The sequence below is a fragment of the Ralstonia sp. Ralssp135 genome, assembly GCF_047304345.1.
Classification (GTDB): domain Bacteria; phylum Pseudomonadota; class Gammaproteobacteria; order Burkholderiales; family Burkholderiaceae; genus Ralstonia; species Ralstonia chuxiongensis.
In genome coordinates, this window is the sequence record NZ_JBGLYZ010000044.1 from 16715 (window position 1) to 37872 (window position 21158).

The following is a 21158-nucleotide window of genomic DNA, read 5'->3' on the forward strand; positions in this document are numbered from 1 at the left end:
CAATTCAGCCCGCCCCGTGCCAGTGGCGCGCAGCAAAAGATACCCCTGCATTTCAGCGTTGACACCATCGAGACGCTATATGAACAGGGTTGTTCTCAGCCACAAGCTGGAAACAGCCCCGTTCCCTTAACCCCCGTTCGAACAGAGCTCTCGGGGAACGCATTGATACTGACCAATGAAGGCGGAAGATTCGCGCAGTTTCCATGGCCGACTTCAGTGCTGTGCAGGAATTCTGAGTTGCGTAAGCCAATACCCGGATAGCCCAAAGTTACCCGTGGCCTTTGTTGGCGTCTTCTTTGCCGTCTGGTCTCGCTTCCTACTGGTAGTTGCCTTTGCCCTCCTCGCTTGCGGCGGCTGAGGTTGGGCCGGCGCACGCGGGTTGCCTGAAAATCCAACCGCGTCTCGTTGAGTGCGATGACATTGAGCGAGCCAGTTGCAGGTCGGTCATGTTGCCTCGGCGATCCCACACGTAGTCGTCGTGCGTCCGTCCTGCTGCGTTTGCGAGGTGAGGTGACCCGCCGCATCCCACGTAAAGGACTCTATTGCACCGTCCGAGAACACGTGGCGTGTCACGTGCTTGGCCTGGTTGCGGAAGAACCACTCTTCGGTGTCGTCCGGATAGACGATCCGGCAGCAGTAACCGTCGATGTCGTAGTACTGCTGGGTCGTATTGCCCAGCGCGTCGGTCAAAGGTCAAGCACAGGCGTGCGCCAAGGCCGTGGCCGCATGGTTTGCCGTCGCGCTGGCGTCAACGTATCCGCCCCCCCCAGGACACAGGCAACGCGTCAGTGCAATCCGACGCGATCCGCCGTGAGGGGCTCAGAGACTACGGATTGCGTTTTTGAGTCAGGGTGGCCGTCCCGACTTTGGGGCGGGTCGCATAGCTGACGCCGTGCTGCTCCAGGTAGTCGCGAATCAACTGTCGCACCACTTGCGACGGCGTCTGATCTTGCGCCGCGCACAACTTCTCGAAGGACTTCTTCTTCACCGGATCGATCAACACGGTGAGACGCGCGGTCTTGGATTCCATGTGGAGTATCATTGTATGATAATGTCATTATCATTATATACAACCATGCACCAAAGCACAGCCTGAGACGCGCGCTAGGTGCTCCGCCCCCAATTCGCGGTGCAGCCAGGCGACCGCGAGCCTGTTTGGAATTCACCGTTTTTTGAGGATGCAGTGGTAGAAGCGACGATCGAGATGACCTGCCGCGTTGGTCTGCAAGGCAGTGGATCTGCGCGGCTGGTACATGCCGCCAGCCAGTTCGATTGCGACATCCTGCTCGTCTGCAACGAGCGCACGGCGAACGCCAAGAATGTCATGGAGGTCATGCGGCTCCCCGCCCGCGCGGGCGCCAAGGTCATGATCCAGGCCGTTGGTCGGGATGACGCCGCCGCAGTGAAAGTCATTGCAGCGCTGCTGAGCGCCTGACTCATTCATACGAACGCTTGATCAAGATCGGCAATTGATATGTCCTACGGCTCCCTTGACGCCTATGTGAAGTTTCTCGCCGAAGCCCCTAACGACGGGACGCCAACGCTGCTGGAAACTGCGCACGAACTGTCGCTCCATTTTGACGTGCATGGGGTACAGAGCCTCATGTCAAGGCGCGACCCAAACAAGTTGGTGCTCGGCTATACCCGAACGATGATGAGCTTTCTGCTCCTGCAGCCGGCGCCTGCCCGGATCTCCATGATCGGCTTGGGCGGCGGCTCGTTGGCCAAGTACTGTTACCACCATCTTCCCAATACCAAGGTGGTGGCAATCGAGATCGACCCTGCTGTAATCGCTTTGCGCGATACGTTCCACATTCCCCGCGACGACGACCGCTTCGAAGTGATCTGCGCGGACGGTGCCGAGTATGTCAAAGGACAGGATGCACGCCCCGATGTGATTCTGGTCGACGGATTTCTGGCGCATGGCATGGCGGCGCAACTGGGGACTGCAGACTTTTACGCTGCCTGTTACGCGCGCCTTGCCGACGATGGCGTACTGGTTGCCAACTTCCTGGAGAGCGATCGCGATATCCCGTTCTACCTTGAGGAGTTGCACTCGGTATTCGGCGAGTCGTTCTCCGTTTCGACGTCCGAGGACAGCTGCAACTACACGTTGTTCGCTTGGAAGGGGTCGTGGAAACTTCCGGCGCTGGACACGCTGCTCACGCGAGCGCGCACGCTGGAGATGGAGCACGCTCTGAACTTGCGCTTGGCTGCGCGCCGCCTGAAGCAAAGCAAACGGCTCGCGTCGGACCTCGAATTCTGGCAAGAGCAGGCGAGCTGGCAGCGCGCCGGCGGACGCCAAATCGACCAGAGCTGAAAGCCCTTGCCACGGAAGTGACCACGCCCATTCGCATATGCCGGGGATCGTGTCCACGATGGACGACAACCTTGTGCTCAGCCACGCCTAGCTACACCGATGCATAGCCAAAAAATCAGATTTCTTCGCTCACGAATTCCCACATTCGAGTGCGTTCCGGGATGTCACGATTGTTGTGGACCCGTGACAACCTCAACGGAGGAGATGTCCAGGCTTCCCGTTAAGAGCGATGCCGAGCGCGACACTGCGCTGGCAAACCTAAGTTGCCCTCATCTTGATGCCAAGGGATGCAGCGTGTATTTGGAGCGCCCGTTGATTTGTCGCTTGTTTGGTTCGACTCCAAGGCTTGCCTGCCCGAACGGAAAGCGGCCGGACGAAATGATCGATCCGAAAATCGAACAAGAGATTCAGCGCTTCTTTCTTGAGGTGCGTCACGTTCTGGTCTGAGGCAACACCCGAGAGCCGTTCGGAATGGCGTTGTTCGAACTCTCCCGGTGGTAGTCCGTTACCCCAGGTCGGGAGGGCTTGTCGTAAGCCCAAAAAAAACAGGAGCCGGTTGCGATTAAACCGGCACATCCACTGGATCCACGTGGGTCATCAAATTGAGCACGTCGCTGCGTTCCATCACGCGGCGGCGAGCCTCCAGTGCGATGTTATGGCCCTCGCGCACGCTGGCGCGGGCATCGACTTCAAGGTGAGCGTCCACCAGGATCATGTCGCCCATGCGGCGTGTCTTGACGTCGTGTACGCCAAGCACCCCAGGCGTTGCACGCATGGCTTGGTGGATCGCCTCCACAGTCTCCTCATCGACGGCGCGATCCATCAGGTCGTGCAGGGCCTCCCGGCCGAACTGCCACCCCATGCGGGTCACCATCAGGCCCACGATAAGCGCCGCCACGGGGTCGAGCAGGCGATACCCCAGCACGTTGCCCACAATGCCAAGCGCCACCACCAGCGACGATGCGGCATCCGAACGCGCATGCCAGGCGTTGGCGACCAGCATGCTCGAACGCACCCTTTCGGCCACCGCCAGCATGTAGCGGAACAGCAGCTCTTTGGCGGCCAGGGCGCCCAGCGCGACCCATAGACCAATCAGCCGCACCGGCTGGATCGCCTCGACGTGCTCCAGCTTAACCACCGCGTTCCAGAGCATGCCCACACCCACCGCCAGCAGGAGCAGACCGAGCACGAGCGAAGCGGCATTCTCGAAGCGTTGATGACCGTAGTGGTGAGTCTGATCCGGCCCCTTCCGGCTATGGTGGCTGGCAAACAGCACCACAAAGTCCGCGATCAGGTCGGACAAGGAGTGGATGGCGTCGGCAATCAGCGCCTGCGAACCAGCCAGCACGCCAGCGGCCACCTGCGCGACCGTCAGCCCAAGGTTGACCGCCACGCTCACAAGGGTGCTGCGCCGGGCGGCGGCCTGCTTGACCACGCTGTCGTCAGAATCGGCAGCGATCTCAAGATCGATTTCTTTTGTCTGTTGCATGGGTTATCTGGGCAGTGAGCGTGGGGATGGGGTTCAGGTTGAGCAGTAGCATTCGGTCAATTGCGCAGCCCCCGGGTCAACCGATTAAACATGAGATAGACCGGTGCGACCTTCCACATATAGACGCGCTTCGATCCGCGCTGGTGGCTCGTATTCTTCATGGTTTCCATGAAAGGATGAAGTCGCGCATGACCTATTGGTGGATCGCGGACACGCTGGGCTCCAGCCCTGGCCAGATGACGTCGACGCGCAATCCACCGAGACCCGACGAGCGGCCCACCGTAACGCTTGCACCGTGAACTGCCGCGATCCGGCGCACAATTGACCATCCGAGGCCGCTGCCACTCTGTTCTGTTCCGACAACACGAAAAAAACGCTCGCCAAGTCGGTCCTGTTCGGAAGGCGGAAGCCCGGGGCCGCTGTCTTCCACGCAGAGCGCGGCACGTCCGCTTCGGTTCGCTACCGTCACGACGATGTGTGCCTCGTCGGGGCTGTAACGTATGGCGTTATCGATCAGGTTGCGCGCAAGTGAGGCAAGCAAGGCCCTGTTACCGGTGACCATGCAACACTCAGGGCTCTCCAATTCGATGTGCTGTCGCTTGCCGATGGCCATTGGCGCAATGTCTGCCATGACTTGCCTTGCCAGTGCGCCAAGGTCAATCGGCTCTATCGATACGCCGGCGTTGGCGTCCAGGCGCGAGAGCAGCAGTAATTGGTCAACCAGATGGGCCGCACGGTCGCACCCTTCCAGTGTTCCGAGCAAGGCATGGCGACGCATGGCGTCGTCTTCGGCGGCCATTGCCACCTGGGCCTGTGCCTTGATCGCGGCAAGCGGTGTGCGTAACTCGTGGGCTGCGTCTGCCGTAAAGCGGCGCTCGGCATCGATCATGGCCTGAATGCGCACAAAGAGCGCGTTGAGCGCGTCGAGCATGGGCATCATCTCATCCGGCGCATGGGGCATCCGGACCGGATCCAGCGCTCGCGGGTCGCGCTCAGCAAGCGCGTTGCCCAATTTGCGCAGCGGCAGCATGCCACGCTTGACCGCCCACCAGACGGCCAAGGCGAGTAACGGCAATGCCAACGCCATCGGCCACAGCATGTTGCGCAGTATCGCTGTCAGGATTGCGGTGCGCGAGTCGATGCGCTCGCCAACGTAGACCTGGACGTCCTTGTGCACACCCTGCGCTGCAAAGACACGCCAGGTATTGCCCCCGATTCGCACCGTCGCGAATCCGGACGCCGTGTGCTCGCCCGATTTCACCATCGGCTGGTCTGGCGCGTTGGCTGAGTGGATGCCCAGCTTCCCTTCGTGAAACACTTGAAAGGCAACCTTGGGCGCGTGGCGATACTGGAGCGGCAGGTCGTGGCTCGACTCATCGTCATCGTCGAAGGCCTGCGCGTGCTGCATGGCCAATAGCGCGCCGGCTTGCGCCAGATGGCTGTCCAGCAGTTGATCAATCTCGTCCTGGGCGTCGTACCACGTGATCAATGCGGTGACGATCCACAGGCCGGCGACGGCGCCGAGCACCAGTAGCAGCAGCCGACCATGGAGCGAGCGCGGCCGCGTCATGGCGCTTCTGCGTTGTCACGCGGCAGCATATAGCCGACTCCGCGCACGGTCAGGATGAGGTCGCTGCCGAGTTTGGCGCGCAGATGATGGATGTGCACCTCCACTGCGTTGCTTCCGACTTCCTGCCCCCAGGTATAAAGGCACTGCTCGAGCTGCTCGCGTGACAGCACGCGCCCTGCGTTCAGCATCAAGGCGTGCAGCAGGTCGAATTCCCGCGTGGACAGGGCAACCGCGCTGCCGTTGCAGAAGACCGTGCGTGACGCCGGCTCAAGCACAATGCCGCGCGCGCGCAACTGCTCCGTGGGATGGCCATGCGCGCGGCGCACCAGCGCGCGCAGTCTCGCACTGAGTTCATGCAAATCGATGGGCTTGACAATGTAGTCATCGGCGCCGAGATCGAGACCGCGAACGCGATCCGGTATCGCGTCTCGCGCGGTCAGCACCAGGATGGGGACCGCGATGCCTGCGGCGCGCACCTTTCGCAGCACGTCCACGCCGTCCATGCGGGGCAACCCAAGATCGAGTATCGCGGCGACGTAGGCATCCGTGCGCAACTCTCGCCACGCCGCCTCACCGTCGCGCACCCAATCGACCAGGAAGCCCTGCTGCTGCAGGCCGGCCCGAATGCCGTCTCCAAGCAGGGAATCATCTTCGACAAGCAGGATGCGCACGGATCAGGTCTCCGCTCGATACCGGTTTGGATCAATAGTCGTCTCTGGCGGCACCGTGTTGCTGCGCGGATGCTGAGGGTCGGTCAGTGGCCCCGGCCGGCGGCGCGGACTGCCATTGCGCCCACCAGAAGCCCAGCACCGCCACCAGCATCAGCCCCGCGAGGCTCCACCACGCGCGACGGATGCCCTCATTCGGCAAGCCCGTCTTGCGTCCGCTGATCATCGCGCCAATCAGATTCTCTCGGTGCAGCCAACTGCTGGCGAAGACGGCGAGAACATGAATGCCCACCAGTGCAAGCATTGCGTTGGCGATACCCTCGTGCAGTTCGCCGAGCCAGTCACCGCCGACATCGTTGTAGGTGGCCCAGCCCGTTCCTGCCAGGCCGCACGCCATCAGCAGCAAGGCGATGATAGCAAGCGCCCCAGCGGGGTTGTGGCCAATATGGTGCTCCGGCTGCCCCCGCATGATGCTGGTCAAATAGCGGAGTGTGGCGGCGGGGGACCGTATGAAGTTGGAGAACCTGGCGTATCGCGTACCCACCATGCCCCACACCAGCCGAAAGCCGACCAGCGCAGCCATCGTGTAGCCGAATGTGATGTGGACAAGGCGCCACTGCTCACTTTCCGCAGTCAGGTAGGCACCAAGGAAACTCAGCGCCAGCAGCCAGTGGAACAGACGGGTCGGTGCATCCCAAACCAGGATGCGGCGGGTGATGGAATCGGGTTTCATGGCTTCAGCGTGGAATGCGGACATCGTGTTCATTGAAATTGCCCTGATCCGCCTTGGTATGGCAGGCGGCGCAGTTCGAGGCGCTCTTGATGGAGGGACGCCGCCACACCGCAGCGGGCACTTCGTCGTGGGTGCGTGCAAACCACGCCGAGCGGGTGATACGGTCCTCGGGCGGCGGGGGCATCGACCTCGAGCGATCCGCCGCGTTGGCCGTGAGCCATTGATCAAGCTGCTTGACGGTGGCGGGGTCCAACGACGCATCCGTCCCATAGTGGTGCTGCAGGTTGCCCACAATGCGCTGCCACGAGCTGGCAGGTAGCATGCCCGGCGGATACGCAATGTGGCAGGACGCGCATTCCTGGCGGTACTTGGGCAGCAGCGGTGCAGTGCGCACGCCAGCCCCCTCTTCAGCGGCAGCGAGAAACGACAGCGCCAAGCCAGCGATTGCCAGGCAAGCGCGTGCAGTTCGGCTTGTAACGATGAAATGTCCAGACATTGGGATGCTCCGAATCAGGTCAGGAATTGCGTGGCGTGCTGAACGGCCCTACTTGCCGAGAGTCATCAGCCAACTCAGGACGTCTGCTTTTTCGGCTGCCGTGCACTCACGCCCGACCACGTCGTTGCAGTTGCGCCGGAACCATTTCTCGGTCTTGGCGACATCGGTAAAACGCTCTGGGTTGAATGCCGGAGCCAGCGGCGCGATCGACTTGCCGGTTGCGGCATGCCGGCCGGTTTGCGTTGGCGGGTTGCCATGGCAAGAAGCACAGCTCCATTCACGACCGTGCTTGGATGTAAAAAGCTGCTGCCCGCGGGACGGGTCGGAGGGGGTTCCGGCCTGCGCTCGATAGTGGTCGAGCAGTTGCGCGGGCGCTTGCGCATTTGCCAGGGGAGCGGCAACGGCTAGTGCCAACGCCAAGACCGAATGCAGGCGGGCAGCAGGAAGAAATTTGGGGGTTGGCATCACGGCCTCTCACGCTGAGGAATGCCTTGATGCTCACGGATTCTTCTTAACGGATTCTTAAGCGATACCCCGGAAGCCATTTCAGTGGCCCGATCAAGGATGGCTCGCTTGCATGGATTTCCTATCGATGGGTTCCGGATGCGATGTGGCAAAGGCCGAGCGACGAAGGGAACTTCACCCCGAGGTCGTGCGCGTTGAGACCTAAGCAGCTGCCGATGCTGGAGTCACTCAGTAAGGAGAGCGCCTGCGCGGTCATTCCGCCCTGCTTGCCTCAGCATTCCCGCCCGTCACGGGAATGCGTCAATCTGTTTATTGGCCGTAGCCCCGCCGCTCTATGGCGGCTAACACGTCCCACGTTTGCGGATCGACGTCGCGGCCCCCGAGCGACATTGATACGTACGCATCAATCGCATCCACAAAGCCTTTGATGAACGCCGGCGGAAATGCGTGCGCGGACAGATGTTGAAGCTGCTCGCGCAGCATGCCCGGGCGGCATTGGCCGTGTGTGCACATGGCGGTGCGTGTGCGCTTGAGATACGCCTGCGCTGCGATGGCGCCGTTCAGATAGGTACGGTTTTTGGTGAGCCTGCCTGTGTCGGATGACGTGGGCGGTGGGGTCGCGATGTTGGCGGAGATGGATACGACGCGGGGCGGTGCCCGCTTTTGACAGATGGCATGTCGGCCTCTCTAAGTTGCATCGGAAGCTCGCCATCTCGTTGCGACACGGGGTGGCGGGCCTGACGGCGGGGGTAGCAAACCGGCCCTTAGAGAACGACCGGCAGACCCGAAGGTCTCCCCGCCCGGCCCGCCATGAAAAACACAAGCGAACGGAAGCGGACCGTCGCTTGCACGACAGTCTCTCTAAGGATTGCTGTACGGGTTGCTACGCCCGGCTGCCGTTGGTGCGGCAGCGGGGTGGATTATAGCGATGGGGGCGGCGGCAAAAGTTGGATTGTTGATTCGCCCTGGGCACCGGGCTGAATCTCACGTTCCACCCTCAAACACTGAAGCTTCACCCTCCGACACTGGAGCTTCACCCTAAAACACTGGAGCTTCACCCTCAGACACTCAAGCTCCACCCTCAGACACTCAAGCGCCACCCTCAAAGAGTCGAACGTCAGGGTCAAACACTGAAACGTCACTGTCTGAGGGTCGCGTTTTCAGCCTCAAACACTGGAATCTCACTGTTTGAGGGTCGTACTCCACTGTCTGAGGGTCGAGCTTCACTCTTCAACACTCGAACTCCACGGTCTGAGCCTCGCGCTCCGCCCCGCCGCGGATGCCCAGGCACGAGCGGCGTTGGGCCTCACCGGGTTCATCAGTTCGCTCACCCTTGGTTTCTCGATCTGCTAGAACCGGTATCCAACGTTCAGGCTGAAGACGACCGGCTTCACGTTGATTACCGTCTTGTTGACGGCCAGCACCTGGCCTTCCTGGCTGCGCAGCGTGATGGTCGATGTGGTTTTGAGCGGCAGATAGGCGACGGTGCCGACTAGCGTCCAGTTCTTGGCAAACTCGTACGAAGCGCCAATGTTGGCAACCGGCGCCCACGAACTGGAGGTCGCAGCCGAGACCTTGGCGGGGCCGGTGGGGATCTGGCCCATGCCCAACTGAAGGACTTGGCCGAGGTTCTGCATGGCGCTGACGAAATTCGAGTTCAGGCGTAGTTGGGTGAAGAAGTTGTAGCTGACGCCCGCACCGATGAACGGGCGCAGCTTGCTCTGTGCGGTTCCGAAGTAGTACTGCCCAATGAGCGCCGGGTTCCACGCACGGGCAGATGCAACGGGGTTGTTCTTGGGCAGACCCAGATCGATGAGCGTGAGGTTCCCAAGCCCCGGCACGGGCGCGACGACCTTGCCACGACCGTAGATATTCGTGGTGGGTGGGATGCCCCCGACCGCCGTAACGGCCCAGTTGTCGTTGATGAAATATGTCTGCGTGAGCGACAGCGTGGTGGAGCTGCCCGTCTTGGCACTGGTGCCGGGCGACTCATAGCTACCCAGACCAAGCGCGCTGGTTGAGGTAGACAGCGGCGTTGACGAATCCGTGGGATGAATATGAATGACCCCAACCGAGAGCACGTTGCGCCCGCGTATGTATCGGTCAAAGAAGCTGGCATCGCTGCTGGGCGGGTCTTCGTTTGATTGCGCATGTGCCAAGGGGGCTGCCATTGCAATGGCAGCCGCCACGGCAAAAAAAGAACGAGCGGGGGCAACGCGCAGGTTGAAGTGCGCCATCGTGTGTCTCCTGTTTTGGAATCGTTGTATTGGCTAGGGCAAGCTGGGGCGTGACGGACTAGGGAGGCGCGCCTCCGTCTGGCGAGATGGAAAACGAAAACGGGAATCGGCCAAGGACCGCCGCTACACCATCGTGCATTGCGGGATCACGCAGGCCGGCACGTACCAGGATGCCGGTGGTCTTGTCCTCATCCAGCACGAGGCGCACACCCTCGATACCTGCCTCGCGCAACGCGCAGTGCAAGGCATCGGCGGTTTCCATGCGCTTGAGCGCGGGCTTGAAGATCTTGCCCACCGCTGTGAGCGGCATGGCATCCACGATATGAATCTGCTTTGGCTGCGCAGCGCGCTCAAGGATGGCTTCGCGCACGAAGTTCGCAAGCTCTTCGTGGCTGGCCGTGGCGCCAGGCTTGAGTTGGACGTATGCCACCGGCAGTTCGCCCGCATGCATATCTGGCCGGCCGATGGCCGCCGCAATCTGAACAGCCGGGTGCCGGTGCAGCGGCTCTTCAATGGTGGCCGGATCGATGTTGTGGCCACCGCGAATGATGAGTTCCTTCTTTCTGCCGGTCAGCCAGAAATAGCCATCCCGATCCATGCGGCCGAGATCGCCTGTGTTGAGCCACGCTCGGTCATCGCCCAGGTCGATCCACAAGCCCTTGTTGTGCTCGGGCTGCACGTAGCCGCCAAAGACGTTTGGTCCCGAGATGACCAGGACCCCAGGTTCGTCCGTAACGCAATCGCGCACATACCGGCCGTCTTCACCAAGCACCACGGCCTTCATGAGCTGGCCCGGCACACGCAGGCCAATGGAGCCGAGCCGCCGGTCGCCCAGCGGTGGGTTGACGCTGCTCACGCAGGTGCCTTCCGTCAGGCCGTAGCCCTCCAGAATCTTGACGCCGGTGCGCTGCTGGAACGTGCGGAAGACTTCGACGGGCATGGGTGCCGCGCCGCACAGGCCGTATTCCAACGAGCTGATGTCGCGCTCGCCCACGGGCACATCCAGCAACGCCGCATACAGGGTCGGCACGGCGCTGAAGAAGTTGATGCGGTGGCGCTCGACGATTTCCCAGAAGCGCGCGACAACACCCTCGCCGCGATACCCCTGCGGGGTGCCGAGCACCACGTGCGCACCCTTGGAAAACGGCAGAAGCCCGGTTGCCAGCACCGCGTTCACATGAAACAACGGCAACCCGCAGAAGATCGTCTTGCCGGGCCCAACGCTGTTACCGAGAAACTGCCCGGCCGCCCACGCATTGGCCACTTCATTGCCATGGCTGCGCATGGCAATCTTGGGCAGGCCGGTGGTGCCGCCTGTGCAGAAATACGAAGACGTGTCCCCTGCTTTGAACACGCGCGGATACGCGAGCGTTGCGCCAGATTCACGCGCCATTGCCCTGCCGAAATCGTGTAGGTGGATATGTCTGGGCACGGCGGCGCGAACACCGTCCCGGCCGTGCAGCCGTGTGCATTCCTGGCGCTGCACGAGCCGCGCCATCCAGCCCTTAGGCCCGCGCACGCGATCAGCCAGATTGACGAGCACCAGATGCTCGAGCGATGCCACTTCACCCAGAATGCGCTGCACTTTGGGCCACAGATCGGTTCCGGGAAACGGCGCCAGCGTGACCAGCACGCGCGCGCCGGCCGCCTTTAGCAGATCGGCAATGGCAGGCCCTTCGAGCAGCGGATTGATGGCGCAGACCGTGCCCGCTGCCTCTCCGCCCCAAATCACGAAATGCGTTTCCGGCAGATTCGGCAGCACGTAGGCGACCACCTCATCCCGGCGAATGCCGAGCCGCGTCAACAGGTTGGCCGTGCGCGTGATGTCTCGCACAAGCTCGCGATACGTCCACGTCTGGGGCTTGCGGTGATCTGCCGCGCGCAAGAAGAACGACAGCGCTGGGGCCGACGGGTTGATGGCCGCGCCGCGCCGGATCATCTCGTACGTGCTGGTTGGCAGATCCGCTGGCATTCCCCTCGCTTCAATGGCGAGGATGTCGCTCTGGTTTGCAATGCCGTTCATGCTGCGTCTTCCACGACGCGGTTGCGCTGCGTGCCCAGGTCGATCTCGCTGTCCGCACTGAAGATGCGCGATTCGACGATGTCGCCGGGCTTCAGATACTGCGGCCGCGCAGCCTGCACCTTCATGAACATCCGCCACTTGGTGGCGTCCGGCAACAGCGCGGCAATGCGCTGCTTGGCGGGTGATGGAACGCTCAGCGCGCAGCCGGCGGGTGTGCCCGTGGCGATCAGGTCGCCGGTGTGCAGATCATGAACGCCCGACAACTCGGTCAAGGTTTCTGCGGGGCCGTGAACCAGGTTGGCGGTGCAATCGCTCTGCCGCGTCACGCCGTTGACGGTCAGCCTGAGTTGCAGGTCGCGCAGCCGGCCAAAGTCGCGCGGCTGCAGCAGACACAGATACGGGCCTACCGGGCCAAACGTGCGATAGCTCTTGCCCTTGTAGAACTGCATCTGCGGAATCTGGATGTCGCGCGCCGAGTAGTCGTTCACGATGACGATGCCGGCTACGTACTCGTGCAGGTTGGCGTCCGTTACCGGCTGGCGCGTTGTTACCTCGCGTTTCATGACGAGGCCAAGCTCGATCTCGTAGTCGAGAAACTGCACGTGGCGTGGCCGCACAAGATCCGATGTGGCCGAAACAATGCAGCCCGGTGCCTTGGTGAACACCATGTTGAAGTGCTTTGCGTCGGGGTTCATGCCCGACTCGATCATGTGCTGCCGATAGTTCGCACCCAGGCAAACGAACTGCTGGTTGCGCGTGACCGGCGAGAGGATCTCAACCTCCGACACCTTGATGGCGGGGCCGGCCAATCCGGTCAGCGCCTCCGCCGTGTTGGACTGGAGAAAGACGGAGGTGGTCGGAAACTCGCCCGGGACGGGCGTGATCATGCCGGCGCGGATCACTCCCCACTGGGCACGACCCTGGTGTCGGTAATGCAGAACATTCAATGCCATGGCGTATCGGGGCTGTCGGTAAATGAGGCGGGGTTACGCGAAGAGCTTGGCCAGCGTGCGCAGCTTGCCGACCGTAAGGTCGGGGCTGTTCCGCAGGTTCTTCAGCAGTGCAACGAGCTTGGATAGGGACAGCTTGGGTTTCGTAAAGCTGCGCGGCATGACCGGGCCCCATTGCGACATCGCTTCGCGGCTCACGGCGTGGATGCCGGTCGGCTGGTCGGCGGTGAACATATCGCCGTCGCAGTAGTGCTCGTGCTTGTCGCCCCAGGGGTCTTGCCAGTAATCGAAAATCTGGCTGCCCAGGATGTGCCGGCCGATGCCCCACGCATGTTTCCAGCCGCGCTCGCGCAGAATGCGTTGCCCCATGCCGATGGCATCGGCGTCGATCACTTCAAAGGCGCTGTGGCTGTAGACCGGCGCAAAGCCCTGGGCGAGCGCCAGCGTGTGGTGATCGGCAGGCGTAGCGCCCAGGTCTAGCCGCATGAATGCCACCGCCGGCGAGCCATCGGGCAGCACCTGCACATCGCTTGGAATGAAGCCGAAGTGCTGCGTGTACCAGGCGCTCGTAGCCTGGTAGTCGGCCACTTCCAGCACGACGTGGCCCAGGCGGATCACCTCCTGCGGCGCGGCCTGAACGCGCTGCGTGTCATTCACACGGACAATGCTATCGGTCGTATTGAGCGTCATGGCGGCGCGATGCGGCAGCGTGCCGCTGGGCGCCTGGCCCCACACGGCCTCAACACGAAAGCCGGACGGGTCATGCAGGCGCACGCACAGTCCCCCGCCCGGCGCAGTGATCGGCTCCACGCCCGATGCGCCCGGCAGGCGGGCGAGCGCTTCCAGGTCTTTGCTGTCGGCAACGCGCAAGCCGAATCCGACAAAGCGGTCTGTATCTGCCTTGTTGACCACGTAGCAGAACGGGGCGGCACTGGTGCCGCGCATGAACAATCGCTCGCCATCGCGCGCCACGGTGTGCAGGCCGAAGTCGGTGAGGAATTGCTCTGCCTTGGTCAGGTCAGGCCGCTCGAAGATCAGGTAGGCCAGTTCGAGCGCCTTGGTGGTTGGGTTCGGGTGGCGGGCAGGTTGGGCTGTCGTGAGTTTCATGGTGAGACCTCAAGCGGCGCGTGCGACGGGAGCCAGGGAAGACACCTGCCCGGCAGATGCGCCGAGCAATGCGAGGCTTTCTCGGACAAGGCGGACGGCGTCCTTTGCCGGGCCGTCATGGACGATGGTGCGATCGGGGCGGATGACGGCTGCCCAGCCAAAGGGCACGGAGCGCGGCAGGAAAACACCTTCAAGGTCTTCCCAGTGCTCGCCTTGCGCCACATGCAGGCGCTGGCCCCGATGCGTGATCTGGACCACCTTGCCTCCCGCCGCTGCAAACGCCTTGGCGGTGTCGGCATCCAGGTGTGTGCTGGCGTCATGGCCAAAGCCGATCAACGCTAGTCCGGTGCCAAACACGTCGTCGCTCAGTTGAGTCGCGCCATCGCAGCCGCGCACCCAGCCTTGGGCCAGCACGGCGCCACGGCGCAAGCGCGATCCGCCCTTTCCCTGCACGAACAGACCCCGTGCGAATGCGTTCTTCGGCTTGATGCCGAGTTCTTCGAGCTGGGTACGCAGCGGGGGAACCAGACGCACAAGGCGCATCAGCCCGTGCGTGATCAACGCAACGCCGGCGTTGCGCGGCATCACCAGCTTGCCCATGAACTTGGCGAGATTGATCATCGCCTTCGCATGCGGGCGGCGCTCGCGGTCGTACGAATCCAGGATGCCCGGCGCTGCCCTGCCCTGGACGACCCATGCCAGCTTCCAGCAGAGATTGGCCACATCGCGCAGGCCGGCAACCAACCCTTGTCCGACGAAAGGCGGCGTGATGTGCGCGGCGTCTCCGGCAAGGAAGACGCGCCCCTTGCTGAAGGTATCGACCACACGCGCGTGGAAGCGATAGACGGCTTTGCGCTCGATGGCGATGTCGTCGACGTTGCACCAGGGCTTGAGCAAAGTGCGGATGCGTTCGTCCGATTCCATTTCAGCGCGCGTTTCACCGGGGCTCAGCATGAACTCCCAGCGCTCCCGCCCGCCCGGGGCCGTCATGTGAGGCGTCGGGCGGCGATGGTTGCAGAGGAACTCAACGTGGTCGATGGGGCGCGGCACATTGCGCGCGTCGACGATGAGCCAGTCCTCGGCAAACGTCTTTCCCTTGAAGGCCTGTCCGATCAACCCGCGCACCACGGAGCTGGCACCGTCTGCCCCGATGACGTAGCGCGCACGCACGCGATGCGTCTGTCCGCCGGCCACTGCGACTGAAGCCACCACGTGGTCTTCGGCGGCTTCCAGCCCCATAAACTCCGCGCCCAGCGCGATGTGTACGCCGTCGCACTGCTCGAGCTGGCGCCGCAGGCTGCGCTCCAGATCGGGCTGGTAGAACGTGACGAGCTTCGGATGGCCGTCTGCGCCGCCGAGCGTATTCACGCGCGCGAATTCGCCAAACACCGGCGAGCGCATGCGCACAAACGGGATCGCAATGGTGTCGAGCTCGCGCTCGCCAATTCCGGCCAACTGCAGGATGCGCAGCGCCTCGTTATCCAGCGCAATGGCGCGAGGCGCCATGAAGATCTCCGTGGATTTCTCCACGACCAACACCCGTACGCCGTATCTGGCCAGCAGGTTTGCAGCCATGGCACCCACGGGGCCAAAACCCACTACCAGCACATCGACCGCAGAAGGCAAATCGGTGGCGGGGGCGCACTGGGGCGCGAACGGAAGCGCTTCTTGCGCCTCTTGTGCAGCTGTCTCCACGCGAACTCCTGTTCTTGTATCGCCCATTGAGCGGGCGTTTTCGATATTCAAATCATAACTGATAACTTTGTCAACTTTGATCAGGTTAAACTCTAACGCCGCTTCATCGACTGGATCCCATGCCCCGCACTCCCACCGCGCGCGCCGCCAAGGCCGCTAAATCCGCCACAGCGGCCGCAGCCGCCACGCCGGCGGCCACCGCTGTTGAAGAAAAGGAGCCGCGTGGCGCGCGTCGCAAACGCGAGACACGGTCGCGCCTGTTAGAGGCGGCGCTCAAGCTGATGGCCGAGAAGGGAATGGAGGGCGTGGCGATCAACGAGATCACCGAGGCTGCGGATGTCGGCTTTGGCTCGTTCTACAACCACTTCGAATCGAAGGAGGCGATCTACCTGGCGCTGACGGACTGGGTGTTCGAGGAGTTTGCGGACACGCTGGATCGGATTGCCGAGGGTCTTGCCGACCCGGCCGAAGTGATCGCAGTATCCGTGCGGCACACGCTGCTGCGCGCGCGACGGGAGCCGGTGTGGGGACAGTTCCTGATTCGCGAAGGATTCTCACCTCGCATCCTCAGCCGTGGGCTTGGCCAGCGGCTGCTTCGCGACATCGGGCGTGGCGTTGCGGCAGGTCGGTTTGACGCGCCCGATCCACTGATGAGCCTGATTTCCGTTGGCGGCACCGTGCTGGCCGCCGTGGCTGTGGGCGTGCAGATCGACGCGCAGTCGGAGCCGGCAGCCACGCTGCTGAAAGACCTCACCCTCAATGAAAGCGATCTTCCGGAGCGGGCGGCCTCGGCGCTGCTGCGCATGCTTGGGTTGAGCCACGCAGAAGCCGAAGAGATTGCGCATCGCCCGTTGCCGGAGATGGGCGCAAACGCCGAGGTTTTACAAGCGCGACCGTAGAAAGCCCTGCGAACTTATGCGGCAGAGCGGCCCCGCTTCCGACCGGTGCCGGAACGATGGTGGCCCGCAACCTTACTAGGTTGCCGGAGCTTTTAGCTCAGTCGCGATCTGCTCGAACAGCTTCGATGTCCAGTCCGGCGGAAAGTTGAGCGGCGCGAGGATCGGCTTGCTCACGATCGCTACGTCCGTGCTCGACTCGTTCAGCTGGTGCAGCCATATCGCAATGCGTTCGCCCCAGCTCCACAGGGAAATTCCGTGCGAGACAACAATGCGCCCTGCCGCCGGATCACTTTCCACGAGTTCGAGCTTCTGTGCTTTCGCGGCAGCAAGCGTGGCAGCGTAGACCGAGTTGTAGGGTGCCGCGTAGACGCGATGCACACTTTCTTCCTGCGACGCCTTGACGGACTCGGTGGATGCGCAGCCGCTCAGCGTCGCCGCAAGCATGATTGGGATAAGCCAGCCTCGCATGACAATCTCCGTTAACAACCCGCTTCCACCTTGCCTCTGGGGACTGACGCAAGCGATGGATGAGCGCCATGCGTTTGTCACGCACGCCGTCCCTTCCATGCTAGGCGGCTGTTCTGCTCATCCGTTGAGATAGCGCAAGATTCGCGCTCCATTCGATTTGTCATCAGGGCAACACCACAACCGACACCTCGATCGCCAATCCCCGCGTGGACGACAGCGCTACTTCACGGGTGTCAGGATCGGCGCGCCCTTCTGCTTGATCAGGAACACCACAAACTTGGCCGGCTGCGTGGCACTTGCGTTGCGCCCGACGGTATGGATGTCGTTGGGGCCTTCGTGAAACGTATCGCCAGCCTTGAGGGTGACCTCCTTGCCGCCGTTCAAACTCATGACGATGCTGCCTTCGAGCACATAGACAAAGGCGTGCGCGTCATGACGATGCACGGGGTCGACCGCGCCCGGCGGATAGTCCACCACGATCATCTCGGCCTCCTTGCCCGGGAACTCGGGCAACGATTCCGAGCGCAACGGCGTCACGCTTGCTTCCGGCGCAGCCTTGACCAACTGCGCCATCAGCAGGCACGAACACACCACAGCTGCAGCGAAGAACACTGGATTTTTCATGGCATTACTCCAGGTGGGCCTTGTCCAGGCCGAATGCTTTGTCGGACGAACCGGGCACCATGCGGAACGCCACGTTCAGGCGGTTCCAGCTGTTGATCGCGCCCACCAGGAACGTCAGATCGGCCAGCTCCTTTTCGGAGTACTGCGCCCGCACGCTGTCGTAGATCTCGTCTGACACGCCCAAGGCGGGAATGTGGGTCAGCACTTCAGCCCATGCCAGCGCGGCGCGCTCGCGCGGCGAGAACAGCGTCGACTCCCGCCAGATCGCCACGTGGTACAGGCGCAGTTCACGCTCGCCGTGGATCTTCGCCATCTTGACGTGCATGTCGACGCAGAAGGCGCAACCATTGATTTGCGACACGCGCAGCTCGACAAGCTCGCGGATGTGCGTCTCGATGGTCGTTTTCTGAAGCAGCGTGTTGAGCTCCACGAGCTTCTTGCTCAGTTCCGGGGATTGCTGAAAGTAATTGAGGCGTTGCGTCATGATGCGCTCCTGATGAGATGGCCGAGTGGTAGTGCCCTGCAGCGGCGCGATTCGCGGCCCTGGGCTTGTGGCGTGGGATATGTCAGCCGCTGATCAACGGTCTTTTGCCTGCGTGCCAAGCCACTGATCGAGACCGATGCGGCCAATTCGAGCCTCGCCGACCGGCACGAGCGACAGTTCCTCGACCAGGCCGCCGTAGTACCGCGCGTCGGGATCCGTCACGACCGGGCGTGTATCGCCGACCGCCTTCAGATAACGCGCGATGATCTGTGCGAAGGGGGCGCGGTCCGGTCCGGCAATGTCGACCGTGCCGTTCAGTGGCGCGGCGACTGCCACCTGCGCAAGGATGGCTGCAATATCGTCTGCCGCGATCGGCTGAAACAAACCGTCGCCGACGCGCACCGTGCCTGCGACCGTGCTGAAGTCGGCAATGCCCCCGATGAACTCCATGAACTGCGTCGCACGCACAATCGTGTACGGCACACCGGCCGCCTCGATCGCCTCTTCCTGCGCAACTTTGGCCGTGAAATAGCCGTTGTTGGCCATGCGATCAGTACCAACGATGGACAGCGCAACGTGATGGCGCACGCCTGCGGCAACTTCTGCCTTGCCAAGATTGCGCGCCGAGCTGCGGAAGAAGTCGAGCACCGCTTGCGGCTCCCACGACGGCGCGTTCGTCACGTCCACGACCACATCTGCATCTGTCAGTGCGTTGCTCAGGCCCTCGCCTGTGACCGAATTCACGCCGTTGCGCGGCGAGGCGGCAAGCACCTCATGACCTGCGTCGCCGAGCAGCGTGACAACACGCGAGCCGATCAGGCCCGAACCACCGATTACGACAATCTTCATGGCAACTTCTCCGTATGAGACTCAGTGAACGCCCGAGGCGCTGGGGGGGCGCGGCGCCGTCCGAACATGTCGCTGTCGTCGCATCGCTTGAGACCCAGTGTGGAACAATCACGCCCTATAAATAAGGGCCAAGAATTGTCGAAATGACTAGTCCAAGTCGTTTCCACCTCTCTTGCAGACGAGGCCGCCATGACCGCTCCCACACCCGCGCTGACCATCGAAATCGACCGGCAAGAGGCATTGCCGATCTATCAGCAGATTTGTGAGCGTTTCAGAACAGCGATCGCGGCCGGGCATCTGCGCCCCGGCGATCGGGTGCCTGCACTGCGGGGCCTGGCGGCACAACTGAACACCGCGCGCGGCACCGTCGAGCTGGCCTACACGATCCTTGTGGATGAGGGCTACCTGCAGATGCGCGGGGCGGCAGGCACGTTTGTGTCGCCGTCGCTGCCGGCGTCGGTCGTGCGTTCGTCGAGCCGGGAAGCGCCTGAAGCCGCAGGCAGCAAGCGTGGCGCTGGGAAAAGGCGGGAACACAAGACCTCGGACACATCAGATCGGATACCGCAAACCCCCGCGCGCCCATTGACAATCGCCGTCGCAATGAGCGGCGAGCCGCGGCCGTTGCAACCCGGCCTGCCCGCGTTGGACGCGTTTCCGCGCAAGGTATGGAATCGGCTCGTATCGCGCCGCGCGCGCAGCGGCGAACGTGCCGTGCTTGCGTACCCAGACCCGGCTGGCTACCGGCCGCTGCGCGAACACATCGCCACCTATCTCGGGCTGGCACGCGGCGTCACCTGCTTGCCGGAGCAGGTGTTCGTCACCGGCGGCTATCGCGCAACGCTGGAACTCGTGTTGCGCAGTCTCGCGCAACCGAACGATCGCGTATGGTTCGAAGACCCGGGCTACCTGCTCGCGCGCAGCTTTCTTGCCGAAACTGGCATCCAACTGGTGCCGGTGCCGGTGGATGAAGAAGGGCTCAACGTCGAACGCGGTATCGCGCTGGACGCGCAAGCGCGCTTTGCATTGGTCACGCCGTCTCATCAGAGCCCGCTGGGGCACACGCTTTCGCTCGCCAGACGCATGGCGTTGCTGGATTGGGCCGAGAAAGGGTCGCGCTGGATTGTTGAAGACGACTATGACAGCGAGTTCCGTTATCAGGGCCGGCCACTGCCGGCATTGAAGAGCCTGGATCGCCACGATCACGTCATCTATTGCGGCACGTTCAGCAAGATGATGTTTCCCGGTTTGCGGCTCGCGTATGCGGTCGTGCCGGAGCGCGCCATCGAGCGCGTCGGGCGGGTGGCATGCAGCATGAACGCCGGCTCGCCAACGCTGTTGCAGGCAGCGGTTGCGGACTTCATGGACGAGGGACATTTCGCGCGCCATGTAAAGCGCATGCGTGCGTTGTACGCGCAGCGTCGCATGCTGATCGCGCACGCGATGGAGCATGCGTTCGGCCCGCGATTGCACGTCGAATTGCCGCCCGGTGGCGTCCAGTTCGCGGTGCACTTCACCGAAGGCGCAGACGGGCCGGTCGACGATGTTGCCGTTGCCGCGCGTGCGCGTGAGGCGGGGCTCGCCGTGCTGCCACTTTCGATCTGGTACGCGAATGGTCGGACACCACATGTGCCGCGCGGTCTTGTGATCGGCTTCGCCAACGTTACCGATGCAGGTGAAGCGGCCCGACTCGCTCGAACGTTGCGTGCTTGCTTGCCTGACTGCTGAGGCTGACGCTCGACCGACCTCAGCATTCCCGCCCGTCACGGGAATGCATCAATCTGTTTTTATTGGCTGTAGCCACGCCGCTCTATGGCGGCTAACACGTCCCACGTTTGCGGATCGACATCGCGGCCCCCGAGCGACATCGATACGTACGCGTCAATCGCGTCCACAAAGCCTTTGATGAACGCCGGCGGGAACGCGTGCGCGGACAGGTGTTGAAGCTGCTCGCGCAGCATGCCTGGGCGGCATTGGCCGTGCGTGCACATGGCGATGCGCGTGCGCTTGAGATACGCCTGCGCTGCGATGGCGCCGTTCAGGTAGGTGCGGTTTTTGGTGAGCCTGCCTGTGTCGGATGACGT

General features: G+C 62.6%; 23 protein-coding genes and 1 pseudogene. 5 read left to right on the top strand and 19 right to left on the bottom strand.

Translation table 11 applies throughout. From position 1 onward, the window contains the following. Positions 1-444 precede the first annotated feature (444 nt). Together ACCD03_RS22180 and ACCD03_RS22185 are read right to left on the bottom strand one after the other, a co-directional pair. Positions 445-690, bottom strand: a complete 246-nt coding sequence (locus ACCD03_RS22180) for a hypothetical protein (protein ID WP_413412905.1) — start codon at positions 688-690, stop codon at positions 445-447. Between the two features lie 136 nt (positions 691-826). Continuing rightward, entirely contained in the window at positions 827-1030 is a 204-nt protein-coding gene (locus ACCD03_RS22185; protein ID WP_024976466.1) for a ribbon-helix-helix protein, CopG family, read from the bottom strand. A gap of 99 nt (positions 1031-1129) precedes the next feature. Between ACCD03_RS22185 and ACCD03_RS22190 the strand changes: the two genes are divergently transcribed. The 3 genes from ACCD03_RS22190 to ACCD03_RS22200 all read left to right on the top strand — a co-directional run bounded on the left by ACCD03_RS22190 (position 1130) and on the right by ACCD03_RS22200 (position 2767). Continuing rightward, on the top strand, positions 1130-1435 hold the full coding sequence (locus ACCD03_RS22190; RefSeq protein WP_260773073.1) for an HPr family phosphocarrier protein: 306 nt from the start codon (positions 1130-1132) through the stop codon (positions 1433-1435). A gap of 39 nt (positions 1436-1474) precedes the next feature. Continuing rightward, positions 1475-2320 carry a fused MFS/spermidine synthase gene (locus ACCD03_RS22195; RefSeq protein WP_413412906.1) on the top strand — a complete coding sequence of 282 codons (846 nt, stop codon included), beginning with the start codon at positions 1475-1477 and terminating at the stop codon, positions 2318-2320. 99 nt (positions 2321-2419) lie between these two features. Next, the gene (locus tag ACCD03_RS22200) at positions 2420-2767 is read left to right on the top strand and encodes a YkgJ family cysteine cluster protein (RefSeq protein WP_413412907.1); all 348 of its coding nucleotides are present in this window, start codon (positions 2420-2422) and stop codon (positions 2765-2767) included. A gap of 115 nt (positions 2768-2882) precedes the next feature. On the opposite strand, the gene ACCD03_RS22205 is transcribed toward ACCD03_RS22200, so the two are convergent. The 12 genes and pseudogenes from ACCD03_RS22205 to ACCD03_RS22260 form a co-directional block, all read right to left on the bottom strand. Then, positions 2883-3809 carry a cation diffusion facilitator family transporter gene (locus ACCD03_RS22205; RefSeq protein ID WP_413412908.1) on the bottom strand — a complete coding sequence of 309 codons (927 nt, stop codon included), beginning with the start codon at positions 3807-3809 and terminating at the stop codon, positions 2883-2885. A gap of 193 nt (positions 3810-4002) precedes the next feature. Beyond that, positions 4003-5379 carry an ATP-binding protein gene (locus tag ACCD03_RS22210; RefSeq protein ID WP_413412909.1) on the bottom strand — a complete coding sequence of 459 codons (1377 nt, stop codon included), beginning with the start codon at positions 5377-5379 and terminating at the stop codon, positions 4003-4005. Then, on the bottom strand, positions 5376-6050 hold the full coding sequence (locus ACCD03_RS22215) for a response regulator (RefSeq protein ID WP_024976471.1): 675 nt from the start codon (positions 6048-6050) through the stop codon (positions 5376-5378). The genes ACCD03_RS22210 and ACCD03_RS22215 overlap by 4 nt, the downstream gene beginning before the upstream one ends. A gap of 31 nt (positions 6051-6081) precedes the next feature. Then, on the bottom strand, positions 6082-6813 hold the full coding sequence (locus ACCD03_RS22220) for a cytochrome b/b6 domain-containing protein (RefSeq protein WP_253536485.1): 732 nt from the start codon (positions 6811-6813) through the stop codon (positions 6082-6084). Beyond that, entirely contained in the window at positions 6785-7276 is a 492-nt protein-coding gene (locus ACCD03_RS22225; protein WP_253536484.1) for a diheme cytochrome c, read from the bottom strand. The genes ACCD03_RS22220 and ACCD03_RS22225 overlap by 29 nt, the downstream gene beginning before the upstream one ends. Positions 7277-7324: 48 nt before the next feature. Next, positions 7325-7741, bottom strand: coding sequence for a DUF1924 domain-containing protein (locus ACCD03_RS22230; RefSeq protein ID WP_045203611.1), 417 nt, complete (start codon positions 7739-7741; stop codon positions 7325-7327). 309 nt (positions 7742-8050) lie between these two features. Then, a pseudogene (locus tag ACCD03_RS22235) lies at positions 8051-8418 on the bottom strand (hypothetical protein). 672 nt (positions 8419-9090) lie between these two features. Continuing rightward, a complete protein-coding gene (locus ACCD03_RS22240) occupies positions 9091-9978 on the bottom strand; it encodes an OmpW/AlkL family protein (RefSeq protein WP_413412910.1) in 888 nt (295 codons plus the stop codon). 58 nt (positions 9979-10036) lie between these two features. Further along, complete coding sequence (locus ACCD03_RS22245) at positions 10037-12001, bottom strand: acyl-CoA synthetase (protein ID WP_413412911.1); 1965 nt, start codon at positions 11999-12001, stop codon at positions 10037-10039. Continuing rightward, positions 11998-12954: a fumarylacetoacetate hydrolase family protein gene (locus tag ACCD03_RS22250; protein WP_413412912.1), complete on the bottom strand. Its 957-nt coding sequence runs from the start codon at positions 12952-12954 to the stop codon at positions 11998-12000. Before ACCD03_RS22250 ends, ACCD03_RS22245 begins: the two co-directional genes overlap by 4 nt. A gap of 33 nt (positions 12955-12987) precedes the next feature. Then, positions 12988-14058 carry a VOC family protein gene (locus tag ACCD03_RS22255; RefSeq protein WP_413412913.1) on the bottom strand — a complete coding sequence of 357 codons (1071 nt, stop codon included), beginning with the start codon at positions 14056-14058 and terminating at the stop codon, positions 12988-12990. A gap of 9 nt (positions 14059-14067) precedes the next feature. After that, positions 14068-15753: a bifunctional 3-(3-hydroxy-phenyl)propionate/3-hydroxycinnamic acid hydroxylase gene (locus tag ACCD03_RS22260; protein WP_413412914.1), complete on the bottom strand. Its 1686-nt coding sequence runs from the start codon at positions 15751-15753 to the stop codon at positions 14068-14070. A gap of 119 nt (positions 15754-15872) precedes the next feature. On the opposite strand from ACCD03_RS22260, the gene ACCD03_RS22265 reads away from it, so the two are divergent. Continuing rightward, positions 15873-16652 carry a TetR/AcrR family transcriptional regulator gene (locus tag ACCD03_RS22265; RefSeq protein ID WP_413412915.1) on the top strand — a complete coding sequence of 260 codons (780 nt, stop codon included), beginning with the start codon at positions 15873-15875 and terminating at the stop codon, positions 16650-16652. Positions 16653-16727: 75 nt separating this feature from the next. Here ACCD03_RS22265 and ACCD03_RS22270 read toward each other — a convergent pair whose 3' ends face one another. The 4 genes from ACCD03_RS22270 to ACCD03_RS22285 all read right to left on the bottom strand — a co-directional run bounded on the left by ACCD03_RS22270 (position 16728) and on the right by ACCD03_RS22285 (position 19077). Next, the gene (locus tag ACCD03_RS22270) at positions 16728-17120 is read right to left on the bottom strand and encodes a hypothetical protein (RefSeq protein ID WP_156158370.1); all 393 of its coding nucleotides are present in this window, start codon (positions 17118-17120) and stop codon (positions 16728-16730) included. Positions 17121-17339: 219 nt separating this feature from the next. Next, positions 17340-17744 (bottom strand): cupin domain-containing protein, encoded by a 405-nt coding sequence (locus tag ACCD03_RS22275; protein WP_045203619.1) that lies wholly within the window; start codon positions 17742-17744, stop codon positions 17340-17342. A 4-nt stretch (positions 17745-17748) separates the two neighbouring features. Continuing rightward, on the bottom strand, positions 17749-18228 hold the full coding sequence (locus ACCD03_RS22280) for a carboxymuconolactone decarboxylase family protein (protein WP_253536454.1): 480 nt from the start codon (positions 18226-18228) through the stop codon (positions 17749-17751). Positions 18229-18321: 93 nt separating this feature from the next. Further along, entirely contained in the window at positions 18322-19077 is a 756-nt protein-coding gene (locus ACCD03_RS22285; protein WP_413412916.1) for an SDR family oxidoreductase, read from the bottom strand. 189 nt (positions 19078-19266) lie between these two features. Between ACCD03_RS22285 and ACCD03_RS22290 the strand changes: the two genes are divergently transcribed. Then, positions 19267-20802, top strand: coding sequence for a PLP-dependent aminotransferase family protein (locus ACCD03_RS22290; protein ID WP_325648999.1), 1536 nt, complete (start codon positions 19267-19269; stop codon positions 20800-20802). Positions 20803-20861: 59 nt separating this feature from the next. Here ACCD03_RS22290 and ACCD03_RS22295 read toward each other — a convergent pair. Beyond that, positions 20862-21158, bottom strand: a 297-nt coding sequence (locus ACCD03_RS22295) for a hypothetical protein (RefSeq protein WP_413412917.1), incomplete at its 5' end; no start/stop codon positions are given.